16 protein-coding genes are annotated in these 19275 nt (G+C 49.2%); 5 read left to right on the forward strand and 11 right to left on the reverse strand.

Annotated features, from left to right (window positions below):
• Nucleotides 1-166 precede the first annotated feature (166 nt).
• From lacZ to ADU22_RS02230, 8 genes are all read right to left on the reverse strand, one after another.
• Complete coding sequence (gene lacZ / locus ADU22_RS02195; RefSeq protein WP_053360697.1) at nt 167-3187, reverse strand: beta-galactosidase, LacZ type; 3021 nt, start codon at nt 3185-3187, stop codon at nt 167-169.
• A 24-nt stretch (nt 3188-3211) separates the two neighbouring features.
• Nucleotides 3212-4036 (reverse strand): carbohydrate ABC transporter permease, encoded by an 825-nt coding sequence (locus ADU22_RS02200; protein WP_053360698.1) that lies wholly within the window; start codon nt 4034-4036, stop codon nt 3212-3214.
• Entirely contained in the window at nt 4033-4908 is an 876-nt protein-coding gene (locus tag ADU22_RS02205) for a carbohydrate ABC transporter permease (RefSeq protein WP_053364436.1), read from the reverse strand. Before ADU22_RS02205 ends, ADU22_RS02200 begins: the two co-directional genes overlap by 4 nt.
• Nucleotides 4909-5133: 225 nt before the next feature.
• Complete coding sequence (locus ADU22_RS02210) at nt 5134-6420, reverse strand: ABC transporter substrate-binding protein (RefSeq protein ID WP_053360699.1); 1287 nt, start codon at nt 6418-6420, stop codon at nt 5134-5136.
• A gap of 476 nt (nt 6421-6896) precedes the next feature.
• Nucleotides 6897-8663, reverse strand: a complete 1767-nt coding sequence (locus ADU22_RS02215) for a sensor histidine kinase (protein ID WP_053360700.1) — start codon at nt 8661-8663, stop codon at nt 6897-6899.
• Between the two features lie 3 nt (nt 8664-8666).
• The gene (locus ADU22_RS02220) at nt 8667-10169 is read right to left on the reverse strand and encodes a response regulator transcription factor (protein WP_053360701.1); all 1503 of its coding nucleotides are present in this window, start codon (nt 10167-10169) and stop codon (nt 8667-8669) included.
• A gap of 141 nt (nt 10170-10310) precedes the next feature.
• Nucleotides 10311-12449 carry a bifunctional diguanylate cyclase/phosphodiesterase gene (locus tag ADU22_RS02225; RefSeq protein ID WP_053360702.1) on the reverse strand — a complete coding sequence of 713 codons (2139 nt, stop codon included), beginning with the start codon at nt 12447-12449 and terminating at the stop codon, nt 10311-10313.
• 342 nt (nt 12450-12791) lie between these two features.
• Nucleotides 12792-13274, reverse strand: a complete 483-nt coding sequence (locus ADU22_RS02230; protein ID WP_053360703.1) for a hypothetical protein — start codon at nt 13272-13274, stop codon at nt 12792-12794.
• A 237-nt stretch (nt 13275-13511) separates the two neighbouring features.
• Here ADU22_RS02230 and ADU22_RS02235 point away from each other — a divergent pair, with 237 nt between their 5' ends.
• The 4 genes from ADU22_RS02235 (at nt 13512) to ADU22_RS02250 (ending at nt 14751) form a co-directional block, all read left to right on the forward strand.
• A complete protein-coding gene (locus ADU22_RS02235) occupies nt 13512-13727 on the forward strand; it encodes a DUF1659 domain-containing protein (RefSeq protein WP_053360704.1) in 216 nt (71 codons plus the stop codon).
• Nucleotides 13728-13760: 33 nt separating this feature from the next.
• A complete protein-coding gene (locus tag ADU22_RS02240) occupies nt 13761-13976 on the forward strand; it encodes a DUF2922 domain-containing protein (protein ID WP_053360705.1) in 216 nt (71 codons plus the stop codon).
• Nucleotides 13977-14040: 64 nt separating this feature from the next.
• Nucleotides 14041-14175: a YvrJ family protein gene (locus ADU22_RS02245; protein ID WP_053360706.1), complete on the forward strand. Its 135-nt coding sequence runs from the start codon at nt 14041-14043 to the stop codon at nt 14173-14175.
• A 255-nt stretch (nt 14176-14430) separates the two neighbouring features.
• Complete coding sequence (locus tag ADU22_RS02250; RefSeq protein ID WP_156324300.1) at nt 14431-14751, forward strand: hypothetical protein; 321 nt, start codon at nt 14431-14433, stop codon at nt 14749-14751.
• Nucleotides 14752-14930: 179 nt separating this feature from the next.
• Here ADU22_RS02250 and ADU22_RS02255 read toward each other — a convergent pair whose 3' ends face one another.
• From ADU22_RS02255 to ADU22_RS02265, 3 genes are all read right to left on the reverse strand, one after another.
• Nucleotides 14931-15368 carry a CBO0543 family protein gene (locus tag ADU22_RS02255; protein WP_053360708.1) on the reverse strand — a complete coding sequence of 146 codons (438 nt, stop codon included), beginning with the start codon at nt 15366-15368 and terminating at the stop codon, nt 14931-14933.
• A 111-nt stretch (nt 15369-15479) separates the two neighbouring features.
• Nucleotides 15480-16457: a M20/M25/M40 family metallo-hydrolase gene (locus ADU22_RS02260; RefSeq protein WP_053360709.1), complete on the reverse strand. Its 978-nt coding sequence runs from the start codon at nt 16455-16457 to the stop codon at nt 15480-15482.
• 305 nt (nt 16458-16762) lie between these two features.
• Entirely contained in the window at nt 16763-18280 is a 1518-nt protein-coding gene (locus ADU22_RS02265; RefSeq protein WP_053360710.1) for a glycine betaine uptake BCCT transporter, read from the reverse strand.
• A gap of 366 nt (nt 18281-18646) precedes the next feature.
• Between ADU22_RS02265 and ADU22_RS02270 the strand changes: the two genes are divergently transcribed.
• Nucleotides 18647-19273: a 3D domain-containing protein gene (locus ADU22_RS02270; protein ID WP_053360711.1), complete on the forward strand. Its 627-nt coding sequence runs from the start codon at nt 18647-18649 to the stop codon at nt 19271-19273.
• Nucleotides 19274-19275: the final 2 nt, after the last annotated feature.

Raw genomic sequence — 19275 nt, forward strand, 5'->3', positions numbered from 1 at the left:
TCGGGCGCCTATCTACCCCATTGGCGACCGCCAGCTCCGTTTCTCACCTCGCTCGGGCGCCTATCACACCAGTTCTGTACAACTTTGTATCCTGTACCGCCCTTGAAACCTGGCCTAAACCCAAGCAAAGAGTCCGATAAACCCAGACTCTTTACCTGAAAATCTATTAGATTCTTTCAATCTTAAACTCGAATTCCATGTCCTTGCCTGGGTCGATCAGGTGCTCTGGATGCACGGGCGCTCCCCAGCTGTCGTCGCCGCCGACGCCCATTTGCTTGCCTGATACTGTCACGACGGTATAGTGGACGCTTGGCAGTTCAAAAGGATGCTGCGCGTTTTCCAGCTCAAAAGCGGTATAAGGAGAGAAATTGCACTCCAAATGCTCTTCCACGGAAGAAAGCTTGATCCCCTGCCCGAGCGCATTCGTCAGGTTCACGCGGCGGACGCCGGTACGGTTTCCGGATTCCTGCGGCACAATATAAGGGAAAGGATTCTCGGCAACGGTATTTTTAAAGACTCCCAGTCTTGCGCCCATCGACCGGTCGCTGTAATTCTCCTCAGGCCCCATTGCATACCATTCAAGCTGGTCATAATTAGCCGGAACCTTGAACGATACCCCGAACAGCGGCATCTGAGGCAAGTTTTCCGCACCGCGGTACGAGGATTTAACAAGAATGCTGCCGTCTCCCAGAACGGTATACCGGGTTTTCACCTCGACATCCGGATGGATCGAGAACTTGTACGTAAACGTCACGCTTGCCTCGGCATCGCCCTCTGTCAATTCGATGCCGGCACATTTTCGCCCAAGGCTTGCCGCAAGCCACATGCCCGATGTAAAGCTCTGTTCATAGCCTTTGTCATTATCCGTTGTCGCACGCCAGAACAATGGCGCCGGCGGAGCAGCGATCATTTCCCTGCCGGAGTAATTGACCGAAACAAGGCTGCCAAACTGCTTCGAGAACAGAATCGTGAAGTCGCTGCCATGGACGCCAATATTGAAATCCCCCTCGACGACTTTCAGCGGCCCGCCGACAGAAGCCGGTGCCTCGGCGGCCTTTTCCGCTTCAAATACAAACTGCCCAAACGCCACTTCATGGCCAGACTCGCTCCATTGCGTTGCTTCCTTCTTTTTAAAAGCGGCATGAATAGTATATTCGCCCGCTTCGGAAGCAAGATCGGCCGGCCAGTCAAACTCCGCACGTCCCTTGCCCAGCGGTTCCACCTCCAGCTCCAGCGTGCCGCGGAACTTTTCGACGCCTTCAAGGAACAATGCATACTCCAGCTCATAGCCTGAGGTATCTTCAAACAGGCTGTCATTTGTTACCGAAACGCCTTCCCGGTCGACATCGAGCTTGAAGTTCTGGTAAAGGTATTTGACTTCCTGCATTTTCGGCGACAGCTTCCGGTCAGCCGTTACGATGCCGTTGGCGCAGAAGGAGTCATTGTTCGGACGGTCATCGAAATCGCCGCCATAAGCCATGAATTCATTGCCGTAGCGGTCCTTCTTGAGGAGCGTCTGGTCGATGTAATCCCAGATGAAGCCGCCCTGGTACATCGGGTATTTCTTTTCAAGGTCGGTATATTTGTACATGCCGCCAAGGGAGTTCCCCATCGCATGAATGTACTCGCAGGAGATATACGGCTTGTCCGGGTTCTCATTCAGGTAGTTCTCGATGTCGGCCGGCTTTGCATACATCCTGCTTTCCATGTCGCTTATTTCATTGTATTCCCGGTTATGGAAGACGCCTTCGTAATGGACAAGGCGGCCAGGATCGACACGATGGAAATAGCGTGTGGCTTCCAGGATCACCTCACCAGCATACGATTCGTTTCCGCAGGACCAGATTAAAATCGATGGATGGTTTTTATCACGTTCGAACATGGAAACCGCACGGTCGAGAACAATATCCTGCCACTCAGGCTTGTTGCCCGGGATGTTCCAGCTTGGCTCGACAACGCCCATCTTTTGCCATGTGCCATGCGTCTCCAGGTTCATTTCATCAATCACGTACAGCCCGTATTCATCGCAAAGCTCATACCAAAGGCTATCGTTCGGATAATGCGACGTGCGGACCGCGTTGATGTTATGCTGTTTCATTGTTTTGATGTCCCACAGCATATCTTCCTTCGTAATGTTTCGACCTGTGCGGCAATTGAATTCATGGCGGTTCACGCCTTTAAAGACGATGCGCTTGCCGTTCAAATGCATGATTTTGTCCTTCAGCTCAAATTTTCTGAAGCCAACCCGCTGCGGGACCACTTCCACCAAAGTACCCGCCTCGTTGTAAATGGAAAGATATAATGTGTACAAATAAGGATTTTCGGCGCTCCAGAGTTCCGGGTGGTCCAGTTCAAGGTTGAGACTTCCGGATACAGCATCCTGCGAAGCGACAACGTGGCCCCCGGCATCCTTCAATTCGGCTGTGATGCGCCCTGGTGTTCCACCAATCAGCTTCAGTTCACCGTGAAGAGTTCCTTTTGTAAAAGCATCATCAAGGTCGGTCGTGACAAACAAATCGGCGACATGGACTTCCGGAACGGTATAGAGATACACATCGCGGAAAATCCCCGAGAAGCGCCAGAAATCCTGGTCCTCAAGCCAGCTTCCGGTACTGCGCTGGTATACTTCCACGGCCAGCTTGTTTTCGCCTTCCTTTAAAAACGGAGTAAGCTCGAACTCCGCCGGGGTGAAGGAATCCTCGCTGTAGCCGATAAACTCGCCGTTCAGCCACACATAAAAGGCGGACTCGACACCCTGGAAGGAAATGTACAACGGCTTGTCCTGCATATGCTTCGGCACGGAGAACATTTTCACATAGCTGCCGACCGGGTTTTGCTCCTGGGGAATTTCCGGCGGACGAAGATGCTCGACCCCGTCCCACGGGTACTGCACGTTTACATACTGCGGCTTCCCGTAGCCTTGCAGCTGGATATGCCCTGGCACTGCAATTTCATTCCAGCCGGAGCAGCTGAATTCTGTTTGGTAAAAGTGTTCCGGGCGGGTCGCGGGATTCACGCTGTAGCTGAACTTCCAGCTGCCATTCAGGCTGTGGCGCAGCTTCATGTCTGCACCGCTCTTCGCTTCTTCCATCGTTTCGTAATATTTATGGTCCGAATGAGCTGGCAGGCGGTTGACAGCAAATACGCTGACATCGCTTAGCCAGTCCAAACTTGGAGTTTTAGTCAAAGTCCTTCCACATCCTTTTAAAAATTATTTCACCGATCCCATCATGCCGGCAACAAAGTGCTTCTGCATCAGGAAGAAAATCAGCGCCGTCGGCAATGTCGCGATCACGATCGCGGTCATGATCATGCCGAAGTCAGGCGAGTAGCTTGATCCAAGATTGGAAATCAGCAATGGAATCGTCTGTTTTTCCGGTGACTGCAGCACAACGAGTGGCCACAGGTAGTTGTTCCAGCTGGCCATGAACGTAATGATGGCCGCGGCTGCGTAAGTCGTTTTCATGGTTGGCACATAAATTTTAAAGAAAATCCCAAGCTCGCCCAGGCCGTCCATCCGGCCGGCTTCGAGGATTTCCTTCGGGAACATCTTCGTGTTCTGGCGGAAGAAAAAGATCAGGAACGCCGTTGTCACGGTTGGCAGTACGGCAGCCGTCAGTGTATCAATGCCGATCATCGGCAAAACGCCCGAGATGTCCCCGAACATCCTGAACAATGGCACCATCAGGGCGGCGAACGGGATCATCATCGACAGCAGGAGAATATTGAAGACGATATCCTTCCCCCTGCTTTGAAAAATTTCAAAGCCATAGCCTGCCAGGGAGGCGATCAGCATCGCCAGAATCGTGGTCGCAATCGAAATTTTAGCCGAGTTCATCAGCGCTGGCACAAGCTCGACCGTATTCAGCAGATTGGTCACATTTTCGAACAGGTGGCTTCCTGGCAACAGGCGGCCCTGTGTGACATCAGATGATTTGTTCGTAGCCGAGACAATCATCCATAAAAATGGGAATACAGAAACAAACGACGCAATAATCAGAACACTATAAACAAAAATTTTATTGAGTTTGCTCATTTTTTATCACCTGCCACTTTAAACTGGATGATGGAGAAAATTACGATCATGATGACAATGGCATACGAAACGGTGGCGGCATAGCCAAAGTCCGGCGTGTACTTGAATGACAGATTGTAAATGTATTGGGAAATCGTCATGGTCGCATTGGCTGGTCCGCCGGCGGTAATATTCATGACTTCATCAAAAAGCTGCAGTGTTCCGATAGTCGAAGTAATCGATGTAAACAGGATGATCGGCTTCAGCATCGGAACGGTAATTTTAAAGAATGTCTGGATTGGCGTGGCCCCGTCAATTTTCGCCGCTTCATAGATGGATTCGTCAATATTCTGCAGGGCGGACAAGTAAAAAATCATATTATAGCCCGTCCATCTCCACGTAATCGCAAGGATGATGGTGACCTTCGCCCAGAAAGGGTCGGTCAGCCATTCAATTGGCGCAGAAATCAAGGAAACTTTCATCAGCATCTGGTTGATGATGCCATCCTGCGCAAACAGGTATTTAAAAATAACCGAGTAGGCCACAAGCGAAGTGACCGCCGGCAAAAAGATGGCGGTGCGGAAAAAGCCCCGGTATTTCAACTTCTTGTTGTTCAATAGCACGGAAAGGAAAATGGCGAGCAGAATCATCGCCGGCACCTGGACCATCAGGTAAATGACGGTGTTTTTTACTGTTGTCAGGAAGGTTGGATCCTTAAACAGGCGGGCATAGTTTTCAAGGCCGACATAACTCAGGTTTGCTCCGGTTCCCGACTGGAACGACAAAAGCAGCGCCTGGATCATGGGGTAAAAATAGAACACGCAAATCATGATGCTGGCTATCGCAATGAACGACCAGCCGACCATGGCGTTCTTCCTTTTAAGATTGCGCATGGTTTTGGCTTCTGCGCGGCCCTTGTCCGGTTTTTCGGTTGAGAGTTTGTCGGTCGCTTTCGCTGGGATCATTTCAAATCAACTCCTTTATAGCTTGCAATGCCTCTTTCCTATAAAAAAGACAGCCCCGGGAAATCCGCTTCCACCAGGTAACCTGATATGGAAAGCCGGCGACTCCCAAGGCTTGCTTTTTATCATTTTTACAAGAGGCCTGCGCCGATGATGTTATTTGATTTGTGCTTCTGCCTGCTGTTGAGCGTCTTTAAGAACCTGGTCGAGGTCTTTGCCCTTGAGGTAGTTTTGCATCTCTACTGCAAGAATGTCCTCAATCGCGTATGTGTGCAGGCCGTAGTTGACTTGCGGAATCTGTTCCATCCAGGCAGCGAAATCCGCTGTGACCTGCTGGCCGCCAAAGAACTCATCAGCCGCTTGGTAGCCATCACTTTCGGCAGCCGGGATATAGGTTCCAATGGCTCCCATTTCCTTATTAAGCTGCTCATAGAAATCCACATTGGAGCCGAATGTCTTCGCCAGGAAATCCACAGCCTGTTCCTTTCCATCGATATTCAGGACATAAATGGAGCTTCCGCCAAGGTTGGAGGCATTGACAGATTCTTTACTTGACTGGCGCGGAATTGGGGCAACCGCCCATTTGCCAGCCTGGGATTCTTCCGCCTTGACGGATGGTGTGATCCAGTTTCCTGTCGGCACGGTTGCAACCTCGCCTGAGTTGAAGGCGCCGACAAACTGGCTCCAGTCGGATACTGGTTTGACGATGTCCGCTTCAAGCATTTTTTTGTACGTTTCAAATGCTTCCTTCAATGCTTCATTTCCTTCAATGTTTGGAGTTTTCCCATCTTCTTTCACATACCAGGAACCTACTGTCTGGATCATGACGCGAAGCAGGCTCGGTTCTTTCGGATCCTGTGTCAGCATGTTCTTTCCAGTTGCTTCCTTCACCTTTTTGCCGATTTCGATGTACTCGTCCCATGTAATGTTCTGCATGTCCTCTACATAATAGCCGGCCTCCTCAAGATAGTCTGTACGGAAGTAGAGCCCGGTTACACCTGTGTCGAACGGAAGGCCGTAGTTTTCGCCGTCCACGCTGGTCGGCGCCATTTTATAAGAGGCAAATGCGTCTGCATCGATTGTATCCGACAGTTTGTGGAACATGTCCGGATAGGCCTGCAGGAAGCCTTGCGCCCGATAGTCCTCAATCAGGACAATATTCGGAAGGCCTTTGGTTGTTCCTGAGCTCAAAGTTGTGTTCAGCTTCTGGACAATGTCCTTCTGGCCATTTTCAACAATTTTGATTTCAAGGTCAGGATTTTCAGCCTGGTAGGTTTCTTTTGCGATATTAAAAGCTTTGATGTTAAAATTCGGGTCCCAAGCCCAAACGGTAATTTGGTTTGTGTCTTTTGATTCTCCGGATGTGTTCTCTGTATCTGACCCGGATGAGCAAGCCGCCAGCATCAGAACGCTGATCAGCAAGAATGACAGTATCTTTTTCATTGTTGTCCCCCCATGTGTAGGAATATTTTTTTGAAAGCTCTTACATTTATAATGTTAGCACCGTGTCCATCTTTGCCGTTAGGACAATTTTTTTGTTTTTTTGGACTATTTTTGTGATTGAATGCGTTTACATAAATTAGATTTGTACTTTTATTTGATTTTTGTACTATTTTTAGATAAAAGAAGGGACTTGAGTATTAGCACAGAAAAAAGCAGTCCAACTCGCATCTGAACTGGACTGCATCTTCTTCAATAAGCGGAGAAATTCCGGTTATTGCATATAACAAGGGCTTAAAAGGCAGAAATAGGCGGATATTTTCCGATTAAGTTCACATTTTAGGACTAAATCTAAGGAATAATCGAATATAAACGGAAAAACTCCCCTTATATTTCGGGAAATGTTGGTATTTCCCAATTTAAGCGGAATTTCTCCGTGTATTTTTCAAGCGCCGTAAAATCAACGTTTTATAAATCTTTTACTGGTTAAACGGAAGGGTAATCCTGACGGTCGTGCCTTCCCCAGGCTCGCTGTCAATGTTTACGCCATACTCATCGCCGTAGATGAGCTGGATTCGCTGGTGCACGTTCTGGACGCCGATGCCGGAAAACATCTGCTGCTTGCGTTTCGGGTCCGGCAGTCCGTATTCATCCAGCTCCATGCCGTCGCCATTGTCGGCCACCTCGCATAGCAGGCGCTCCCCGTCCCGCCAAATCAGCACATTCACATAGCCTTCCTGCTTATGGTTGAAACCATGGAAAAAGGAGTTTTCCATAAAAGGCTGGAGAATGAGCTTCGGTATCGGATGCTCTTCGCAATCGGGAGCGACGAAATAATTCACCTTGATGCGGTCGCCATACCGCTTTTGGTTGATCAGCACATAGTTTTTCAGGTTCTCGACTTCCTGCTCTACGGTGACGGTCTCGCTGATGTTGCCGATTGTGTTTTGTAAAAGTGAAATCAGTGCATGGATCGTTTCGGTCGCTTCTTCCTTGCTTCCCTGCAGCACCATGAATTTGATGGAAGTGAGCGTGTTGTACAGGAAGTGCGGATTGATCTGCTGCTGCAGGGCCGCGAGTTCAGCGTTGCGCTTTTCCTTTTGAGTGATCATCAGCTGGTCCACATAATTGTGGAGTTCATCAAGCATGCTGTTGATGGCATAACCAATTTTCCTGGTTTCGTAGGTGCCCGCCACATCGACATACTTCTGGAAATCCTGCTTGGAGGTGCTGGAGATTTGCCTGGCAAGGCGTGACAAGGCGGTTGTCATCCTCCTTGAAGTGAAGAACACGACCAGCAGCGCTACCAGCGTGATCAGCACCGCAATCTGCACAATCTCTTTTTTATCAATAATATCGCCGAAAGCTGTTTCCTTGTCGATGACATTAAACAAATACATATCATAAGAAGGCAGATAATCCATCAGGAGAATCTGCTCCTTGCCGTTAAAATCGCCGATGATGTATGGCTCTCCGCTGCGCCTGATTTCGCGTGTGTAGCCTAATAGATCCTCTGCTGTCTGGCCGATACGGCTCGTATCGCTGCTCGATACAATCGTTCCCGCCGCATCAAGCAGGAAGACATCATTTCCCGGACTGGTGTAATTGCTGTAGAACCTTTTCAGTTCCTTCTCCTGAATGGCGAAATACATCGCTCCATAAATTTCGCCGGAAATCGGTTCCCTTAGCGCCCGTGAAGCGACGATGAAGCGATTATCCTCCGTATACCCGGTAATCGAGGACCGATAGTCAAAATGGTACATCAGCCTTTTCGGCTCCTGATACGTCCTGATGGTGATGTGACTTTTCTTCAATTCTTCATCTTTGATCGGCCAGTAAGTACGGTCGGTGGAGTACGTGATTCCGTTGATCCCGGTAATCAGGATGCTCACCTCATGCGTATCGACAATCGACTGGATCCGGTTCATCTGCTGGCCCAGGGTAAAAAAGGCGGACATGCTCTCGTAATTGGTATGCTCCTCGGTGAGGATATTTTTGATGCTGCCGCTCTGGAGAAGGTTGTTCGAGGCGACGACAATCGAATAGTTGAAAGACTCGAAGCTGTCTTTTACCTGGTTCATCACCTTGGAATTCGTAATGCTGAACCGTTCGATGAAGAACTGCTCGGCCATGCGGAGCGTCTGCCAGGTAATCGTCGCGGAAACGGTGACGACTACCAGGACGGTAAAAAGAAACAGGGTGATGAACAAGCCTTGGTGTTTAAAACGTTCTGGGATCAGTTTCATCTTTTATCTCCGCGGCTGCTTTCTTCTGTATTGGCTCGGGGACAGGCCCGTTGATTTTTTAAAAACCTTGCAGAAATAGCTGTGGTCCGAAAACCCGACCATCCCGCTGATTTCGGAAATCGGGTCCGAGCCATGGACAAGCAGCCTGGACGCCTCCTCGATTCTAATTCTGTTCACATACTCAACAAAGCTTTCCTGATTATGAGTCGAAATGTAGGTCGACAAATACGATGGATTGAAGTGGAAATGCTTGGCCACTTCCGTAAGGGTCAGCGGCTCCGCATAATGCTCCCTGATATAATCGATCACTTTTTTCAGGTTGTCATTGTCAGGCTGCTTATCGGTTGCTTGGATGCAAGCCCTCGCTTCGGCAATGAATGAAGATAGCTGCCCGAGTACTTTCCCCGCGGTCTTTGCATCCTCAATTCCATGGAAAAAGGCATGTTTCCGCTTCTCCAGCTCCTTCACTTCATAGCCCATATTGCCGAGCAGGACGGTAATGTTGAAGATGATGTTCCCGAAAAAGGTTTTGAATTCGAATACCTCTGTATTGTACTGAGTGGACATGCCGGCTGCATGCGCTTCCAGATAGGAGAAAGCATGTTCAAAGTTCTTTCGTTTCATCTCGTCTGTAAAATAATCATGTCTAAAACTTTCCGGTTTCGGCGGCAGCGGCGGCAGATCGGATGCGTTGACCACTTTCCGGTCCGAAAGGTAAAAAGACACATCCAGCAATTGAAGAATTTCATTGTACGCTTCTTTTATGTTCAAAAGCTGAGTGAATCCGCTGCTTATGGCCAAGGTGGCATTTTCAGGCCCCGCGAGCTGCTGGGCAAGCCCCGGCAAAGCCTGGAGCTGATGCATGCCCGTGTTGACAAGGAGGCATTGGACGTCTTTCCTCCCTTCGAATGGGATGCAGATTCCCTCTGGGATGGCACCTTCCACGGCCTGCTTGAGCTGTTCTGCCTGCCCCGCCGGACTTGCTCCCAAGAGGCAGAAATACTCATATGGAAAACTTTCAGCCAGTGCTGCCTTGCCGAAGTCCGTTTCATAGCCTGAAATGGCTTTTTCAAGGATGGCTGAGAGAGGCAGGGAGCTTCCATTTCCGGCCCCATCAAGCTGCAAACCCGGAATCCTGCCTGCTGCCTTTTTTAGAACGTTCAAAAGTCCCTGGGCATCCAGCTTCGGCTTGAGGATATAATCGACGACCCCGCTTTGGAAGGCGGAGCGGACATAGTCGAACTCGCCAAAGCTGCTGAGGATGATGATTTCAATTTCCGGGTAGCGTTCCTTGACGATGCGCGTCAGCTCTTCCCCGTCCATGATTGGCATGACGATATCGGTCAAGATGATGTGCGGCTTCGCCGTTTCGATCAGCTGCAGCGCCTCCTGCCCGTTCGACGCTTCGCCGGCCACTTCAAAGCCCTCCTGCTCCCAATCGATATAATGCTTGATTCCCTGACGGATCAGCAGCTCGTCATCCACAATCAGCACCCTGGCTCTCATTTCAGTCACCCCTTATGCGAAAAATATATTACTCTATTATACCATTCGGGGGAAGGCCGGGACAGGGGGGCTTGGGGCTCAGGTTCAGCGGAAAAAGCGAAAAGGGAAAGCGGCCTGCACGAAACAGGAAGCTTTCCCTTTTTATAGTCCCTTCAACTCCAGCAGCCGTTTTTCAAACTCCGCGGCACAAACTGGCTTGCCAAAAAAGTAGCCTTGGACATGGTGGCAGCCATGCTCGCGGAGAAATTCGAGTTCTTCCCGCGTTTCCACTCCTTCGGCGATGATTTCCATGTTGAGAAGCTGGGCCATCTTGATCATCGCGGAGGTGATGCTGGCATTTTCCGACTGGGCGGAAATATTGCGGATGAATGACTGGTCAATTTTCAAACCGTCGAGCTTGTACGTATTCAAATAGGAGAAAGAAGAATAACCGGTTCCAAAATCGTCGATAAAAATCTTGATGCCCATTTCCTTTAATTCGCCGATCGTTTGTTTGACGTATTCTTCATTCTTCATAAGCGAATTCTCGGTGATCTCGATTTCCAGCAAACGCCCGTCAAGCTCGTACTCTGCCAGGAGCTGCCGGAAGCTCTGGGCAAAATCCTTTTGCAGGAAGCGCTGGGCACTGATATTGATGCTTACCGGCACCAGCGGCAGGCCGGCAGACCTCCATTGGACAAGCTGCTCGCACACGCTTTTTTTCACATACTGGCCAATCAGGATGATCAGGCCTGTCTCTTCCGCCAGCGGAATGAAATTGCCCGGCGAGATGATGCCGTATTCAGGGTGATGCCAGCGGATCAGCGCCTCGGCGCCCGCCAGCCTGCCGCTTTCCACATCCACCCGAGGCTGGAAATAGATCATGAATTCCTGCTGATTCAGGGCCTTGCGCAAGTCCCGTTCCATAAAGAACGAATGGTAGCTGCTTTCATCCATGGAGGGGGTGTAGATCTGGAAGCTGTTGCGCCCGCCATCCTTCGCCTTGTACATGGCGACGTCCGCATGCTTCATCAGTTCCACGACATTGTCCCCATGCTCCGGATAAAAGGAAATCCCGATGCTTGCCGTGACATAAAGCTCGTATTCCTGGATGAAGAAAGGTTCATTCATGCTTTGAATCAGCTTCCGGGCCAGGGAAACGGCCTCTTTTTTGGAAATGGACGGGCACAGGACCATGAACTCGTCCCCTCCCATGCGGGCTATCTTATCTTCGGCGCCAGTGTGGGTCTGCAGGCGGAAGGAAATCTGCTCAAGCAGCCGGTCGCCGATGTAATGGCCCAGCGTGTCATTGACATTTTTAAAGCGGTCCAGGTCGATGTACATGACAGCCAGCTCTCCGGCGCCAGCGATCGCTTCCCTTAGATGCACTTCGAACCCCCTCCGGTTCAGCAGCCTGGTCAGTTCATCATGATGCGCCAGAAAGGCATTCAATTGCTGGACTTTTTTATGTTCTGTGATGTCTTTGCCAATCGCATACACGCCGGTGATTTCCTGGTCGATAATAATCGGGAGCAGGGTAAGGTTAAGGTGGACAATCTCTCCCCGTGGTGCCCTGGGAGCCCGAAGTGCTGTGTCAAAGTTTTGCAGCTCTCCCTGGACCGCCTTCCGGAAATAACTACGGGACGTTTCCCGGAATGGCTCCACCACAAAGGGGAGGGCGTGATCCTCCAGCGTGTAGCCAAACAGGTTTTCCGCTGCCGGATTCATCGTGACGAGATGGCCGCCCGTGTCAAGGGTGAACACTGCATCCTGGCTGTGCTTGAACAGCGATTCATAGAGAAGCTGGTTTTCTTCCAGCTGCCGCTGGGCCGAGCGGAACTCCTTCCTGAAATCATCCTTGAGCGCTTTCTGCAGCGCCGCCTCTGTTTCCTTCTGCTCCGTGATTTCGACCCGCATCGAAATATAGCGGCAAGGCTTCCCGGCATCATCGAGCACCGGCACAATGGTGGTATGGACCCAGTAATAGCTTCCATCCTTCGCCCTGTTGCGGATTTCTCCCCGCCATGTCCCGCCGGCGCCGATCTTCCGCCATAAATCCCGGAAGAACGCCTTCGGGTGGTATCCCGAATTCAGGATCCGGTGGTCGCGGCCGATCAGCTCCTCCCTGCTGTAGCCCGACAGCTCGCAGAATTTGCGGTTCACCTCTTCAATGATGCCCCGGTGGTCGGTGATCGCGATGATGAACGACTGGTCGATCGCCGCTTTCAGATCGGCCAGATCTTTAACGGAATCCATTCCGGAGAGGGGCCATACGTCCTCTTCATGTTTGTTTCTTTTCATATATTCACCCGGGAGGATCCATCCTCCGCCTGTTCAGTAAAATTTTTAAATTAATGGTACTTAATTCCCATTATAGAGGGTTATCAGGGACTGGGTAAAGAGCAAACGAAAAGCGTAAGCGCCTTGGTCAGCCCCGACCAGCATAAGACGCTCCAGAATAGAAGGCGCTCTTTGCCTTCAATTCTGGAGTGGCTTATGACCTCGAGCTGCTCAAAGCTGCGCTTCTCGCAAGATACTCGGGGAAGCTAATGCAAGGATGAAAACTGGCTAGGCGCTGGAGCTAGACAGTTATCTAAGTGCCAAAGTTTTATCTATTTTATTAAAAACAGGGCCCAATTGGCCCTAGTCGTTTTCGAGCTGGTCGTATGTTTCGTTAAACAGGTCGACGGCCATCAGGGCCAGTTCCTCGTCTGTTCCGGTTTTGCGATTGATATGGAACATGATCTGGCTGTGCAGGCCCTTGATGCTTTTGTCCGCAAGCCGGGAATTCCGTTTGAACCTTCCATGGATATGCTTGCGGTAGCCCTGCCGGATCAGCTTTGGAATTCCGTTCCGCTCATCATAGATTTGCGAATAGTACTCTTCATAAGCCAGGATGATACTTTGGTAAAACTCTATTTTTCTCTCTTTTTCCTCCGGTGACTGGTGCTTGTGTACAGGTTTTTTACGCGGGAGCAGGCTGGGATATTTTTGCCATAGGCCAAAGGCCCCGTTTAAAAACACGCCAATCAGGCTTCCAATCAGCAGACTGGCAGCCAGTGCAGCTAGAAACTGTGCTTTCAGGCCAGGTTCCATGGATGAAAACAGCTCTAACAGGTTCTCCATCTCTCCACCATCATCCTCTTGTAGGATCATTGAATCAGCTAGAATGCCAGTTTGGTAAAAACTTCAAAAATAGCTGACTTTTAATCATTCTAATGAATGGCCATCGGGGTGTCAATAAGAACGGCTGTTCAAAAGCTTGTCCAAGCCCGGGCGGCAACTTTTTCAAAAAAATTTACCCCTGCCCCGTCCTTTTCGCTTAAAAATCCCTATATAGAGAGTGAAGGGAGGTGATGGACAATGGCACAGGCGTTTTTGAAAAATACAAGGCTGACAATGGTATTCGAAACAGGGATGAATGAGAAAGGAGAACCGATTTTCAAGGTAAAGACCTACACCAATGTTAAAAGGGATGCAACGGCCGACCAATTGCACCAGGCAGCCACGGCACTGGCGGCAATCAGTGCATTCCCGCTGAACTCTGTGGAGCGCACCGACAATTACGACATCATGTAATGACATGTTCAATGAAGGAAGGAGGTGAATAGAATGGCCAGAGTATTGGAGCTGCACTTCGTAACCAATCTTGGAAAAATCGCAAGGATCAACGTTGACCACCCGAAAGAGCCGGTTGATCCGGCAACCGTGAAGCTGGCGATGGAGCAAATGATCGCATCCAGCGCTTTCTTCTCTAACGTCGGCGACCTGACAGCCGTCAGCGGCGCACGCGTGGTTGAACGCAATGTCACAAAGTATGAGCTTTAAGCCTGAGGGGCCGGTTTCCATTGGAAGCCGGCCTTTGCAAATACCCGTATAAGGAGGAAAAGCCATGGAGCAGTTCATTCCGTTATTGAGCGAAGTCGGATTTCCAATTGTCGTCACATTGTACCTGCTGCACCGGATCGAAGCCAAGCTGGACAATGTCGTCCATTCCATCCAAACGCTGCCAGAACGGATGAAGTAAAGATGGGGCCAATTTTAGATTTGAAACCGAGGGAAAAATAAAAAAATGTATTCTTTTTTTCATCAATGTCCCACAGCATTCGATAGAAGAATTTCTCCTATTGCCTCAGGAAAGCAAGATGCCCCCCAGTTTTCAAKGGAATATGACGATGAAAAGCTGTCATCGATGGAAAGGATTCTGTGCATGCGCCGGGAATTAGTAAGCACAGGGATAGCACCCTAACATCTTTTGGAAAGGTAGTGAGATGAACGTATGATGCTTATTAAGCTACAGCGCAAGGTTCCTGCCCAAACCAGCCAGAATGAGGAGCCCGTCCGAAAGATCCAGCCGCGGGTAAAAGTAATGACGATGATGCGGATGCTGCAAGAAGTGGAAAGTGAAGCCCGGAAGCTGGCTTTACAAGGAGTCCTGATCGCCAAGCAGGCCGGCAGGGTTGTTAGCCTGATCCGAATGCAAATCGAGGAAACGAAGCGAAAAGTGCGGGAATGCTCCGCGTCTTCCTTACAATTCATAGGTCCAGGTGACCGGACGGCAACTCTACTAAAGAGAGGAGGGATAATCTGTATCGTCGCCTAAAAAACTGAATAACACGGGAAAACGGGACAGGACGCCTGTCGCAAAAGAATTTCCCGGTGTGATTGCCTATATAATGTCCTGCAGCCGCCCTCTGCAGGTTTTGGCCCAGGATTGGCCTGGAGCCTCATCCATCCATATCTTTCAAAGCGCTTCCCGGTACCGGAAGCGCTTTTTCTTTTTTACCTTCTGCGGATGAAGCGGACGTTCCACCGCATAATGGGAATGGCAATGATATAAAAGAGAAAGGAATACCATAGTTCCCAGCCTTTATAGGTTAAATAGCCCGATTGGATGGTAAGCCATTCGAAAAAGGTGGAGAGCACCACCCAGCCGAGCCAATAAGGAATAAAGGGCCGCCATTTTTCTGGCATATAGTTTGCGAAAACAATGCCAAACAGCGGCGACAGGATTATTTTTATAAAAAGGGCTTCCGGGCTTACATCAGGGTCCTGGCTAAAATGATAAAGTCCCAAAATGGTCCCAAGAGTCAAATCAACGACAATTTCCACATAGGAAACAAAAATCCATAGAAAATAGATTTCCGGCCGTGACAGCCTTTTGGGCATAAACCAGACAAACACAGCAAGCCCTGCGGCAACAAGATAGACAAAGGCCATCGTACAATCCCCTATTCACAAGATATATATACCTAGTATGGTGAAAAATAGCCCGAGTTAAACTCCAAAAGAAAAGAACCCCTGCGTTTGTGAGGTTCTTTATCTGAATTCTTATTTCGATGTGCTTGTTTTACCCATGAACTTCAACAGCTCGGTCAAGACCTGGCTGTAGGTGGATAGGCGCTCCTGGATGCGGCCTGGGTATTCTGTTTCGATGAAGGCGATGGTGTCATTTTCTGTGTGCCATACGCCGCCGTGTTCTTCGGTTTGATCGTAACCATCAAGCGCGCCGATTTCCCAGTTGGTGGATTCGAAATAAGCATATGGAATACCAAGTCTGTTGAATGGCGCGTGATCGCTCCAGTCGCCAGTCGTTCCGGCCGGGTAATCAGGATTGAGGCCAGGGTTGATGCCGATATCAAGCTTTTTCTTCGCGGCAATGTTAAGGGCCTGTTCCCTCATGAAACCTGCGTCCCCCGCACTGCCATGCACATACATCTTGTCGCCGACAGCGAGGCTGTCAAGATTGATCATCCCTACCGTAGAGCTGATTTCTTCAGCGCTCATTTGGCTCGCATAGTAATTTGAGCCATTAAGGCCGCCCTCTTCCGCTCCAAACGCGATGAATACGATGGAGTATGGAGTTTTGACTTTGCTTAACACTTCCGCAACTTCAAGCATGACGCCGACACCGGAGGCATTGTCATCTGCACCTTTGATATTGGCCACGGAATCATAGTGGGCCCCGACAATCACCTGCTTGTCAGACTTACCTTGCTTGTAGGCGACCACGTTGGCTGAATCCATGCTGGCTCCTTTTCTTACAAATGAAAAAGGCTGGACCTCGGTTGCATAGCCCATGCGTTCGAACTGCTGCTCCACATATTCCTTTGCCTTTGCTTCCCCATCAGTTCCCATTAAGCGTGGACCAATCTCTTCCGATAGATACTTAGTATGCTCATACGCCATCGCACCCGTTTTATGTACCAAGGATGGATGATAATTTACAGTAGCAGCTGAAGCGACGCTGACTGCCGTTGTGAACAAAAACAAGAACGCAATCATTGAAACGGCTAATTTCTTCTTCATCTATTTTCTCCCTTCTTTCTATAAAAATACAAATATATGAATTATTATAGAGTGAGAAGTTCGACTTGTCTACTAACAAGCAGCCACTTTTAAAAATCAATTACATAAGAAAAGCGCAAGCGCCTTGCTCAGCCCCGACAAGCGCTGGAGGGCCAGCTGATGAAGTCGTTCTTTGACTTCAACAGATGGACCGAAGCGACTCGAGGGGCTAGGCGCTGGAGCTAGACAGTTATCTAAGTGCAGAAACTTTATACTTTCTTATCCTGTAAAAAAAGAGAAGTGCATAGCGCACTTCCCTCCATTAATTAATGTTCCCGGCGCTTCGGAATTCTTCCAATTCCGAGTTCCTTGGATTCCTTGCTTAATGCCTTGGCCAGGCTCCAGGCCATCAGCCCCATGATGATGGAGAATGGCAAGGCTGCGATGATCATCGTGTTCTGCAGCGCCAGCAGTCCTCCTGAGTAAAGCAGGACAAGTGCCGTTGCCGACAGTAAAACTCCCCAGATGAGCTTTATGCGGTTTCCTGGCGTAAGCGAGCCATTGGTGGTCATCATTCCAAGGACATAGGTTCCGGAATCGGCCGAGGTGATGAAGAAGACGGCGATCAGGATTAAAGCCAGAATGGATGTTACCCAAGGAAGCGGAAAGTTTCCTAAAACCCCGAATAGCGCTTCCTCGGTCGCCAGCTCCGAAATCGCGGCAGCTCCCTGATGCTCAAGCGAGATGGCCGTTCCGCCAAAGGTTGAGAACCAGAGGAAACCGATCACCGATGGAACAAGCAGGACTCCAAAGATGAATTCGCGAATGGTCCGCCCTTTAGAAACTCGAGCTATAAAAATTCCTGTGAAAGGTGCCCAGGCAATCCACCATGCCCAATAGAAAATCGTCCAGCCATTGATCCATTCACGCACATCGGCATCCAGCGGAGAAATTCGCAAACTCATCGCCGGCAGATTCTGAATGTACGTACCAACGGAATTGGTGAACAGATTAAGGATGAACAAGGTAGGCCCCATGATAAACACGAATAAAAATAGAGCTGCAGCCAGAATCATATTCGTATTGCTCAGAATTTTAATCCCTTTGCCCAGTCCTGTCATCGCTGAAACCATAAATAACACAGTAACAACCAAAACAATAATGAACTGAGTCAAAAAGTTTGCAGGAATCTCAAAAAGGTAGGTCAGCCMACCATTTATTTGTACAGCTCCAAGTCCCAAAGTAGTGGCAATGCCTGTCACCGTTGCGACAACGGATATAATATCAATTACCTTTCCTGTTTTTCCCCGGGCATATTTGCCAAGGACCGGCTCAAGCGTGGCGCTGATTAAAGCAGGCTTGCCATGCCTGAAATTGAAGTAGGCCAGCACCATGGCAACTAACCCGTAAATGGCCCAGGCGTGTATTCCCCAGTGGAAGAAGGTATACCGCATCGCATCCCGGATTGCCTCGTCCGTGCCCGGCTCTCCGCCAGTCGGGGTCGAAATCATGTAGTGGGAGATCGGTTCTGCCGTTCCCCAAAACACAAGGCCAATTCCCATCCCGGCACTGAAAAGCATCGCAAACCACGACATCCTCGTAAATTCAGGCTTGTCATCCTGCTTGCCAAGCTTGATTTTCCCAAGCGGGCTGATCAGGAAATACAAACATATAATGACGACAAGCGAAACGAACAATAAATAATACCATCCAAACGAATTGGTTATGAAGGTTTGAATATTCGCTGTCACGCTTTCAAGGCCCTCCGGAGCAAACACCCCGACAAGTACCATCAACAGCAATATTCCCGTTGAAATATAAAATACCGTAGTATTCTTTTTCATTAAATAACTCCCTTCCTGCTCTCTCTGTCTTTTTGGGCACCATATATTACCGTAACATATATACCCGGACTAAAACCAAATATCTGCATAGTGCACGGATTTAGTCTGCCTAAATTCAGAAGATAGTATGTGATAGAAGACTCTGTCACACCGTTTTTTTTCCTATGGATAATTTTTCCCGAAAGTGTTGCTGTCAAACTCCTCTACATTGTCACTGACTCGACAAATTTACGACCTGATAAACCAAGAAATAACAAGAATAACCAAATTGATACCAACCGGTAACGAAACTAGTAAAAAAATGAAATATTAATGTAATATTCCTGTGGTAAGGTAGTGCTACTGAGACAAAAGGAGAGTTAAAACGTGAAAAAACTACTTGTTACTCTTGTTGTTGCTCTGTCCATTGCCCTTGGAACCGCGAATTTTGCATCTGCCGCATCGAATACATATACAGTAAAAAGTGGAGATACTCTCTACCGAATTGCCAAATCACATAAAACCAGCGTCAATAATCTTAAGAGCTGGAACAATCTTAAGTCGGATACCATCTATCCGAAGCAGAAGCTGAAGGTGACTGCTCCGGCCAAGAAAACTACGGCTGCTGCCAAGAAAACAACAGCGCCTGCCAAAGCAAAAGCACCAGCCAAGAAAGCAACACCTGTGAAGGCCGCTTCCCAGAAGCCGAGCAGCAATCAGGTCAAGAAAACCCTGACTGTTTCGGCATCCGCTTTTACAGCGAACTGCAAAGGATGCTCAGGCATCACTTATACAGGTATCAACCTGAAGAAAAACCCTCATATGAAGGTCATTTCCGTTGACCCTAAAGTCATTCCGCTTGGATCGAAGGTTTATGTTCCTGGCTACGGAACGGCTATCGCCGCCGACAAAGGCAGCGCCATTAAAGGAAACAGGATTGACGTATTTATGCCTAACTACAATGACGCCATCAAGTGGGGCCGCAAAACGGTCACCGTTCAAGTTTTGAAATAAGA

Origin of the sequence: Bacillus sp. FJAT-27251 (genome assembly GCF_001273925.1) — a bacterium.
GTDB lineage: Bacteria > Bacillota > Bacilli > Bacillales > Cytobacillaceae > Mesobacillus_B.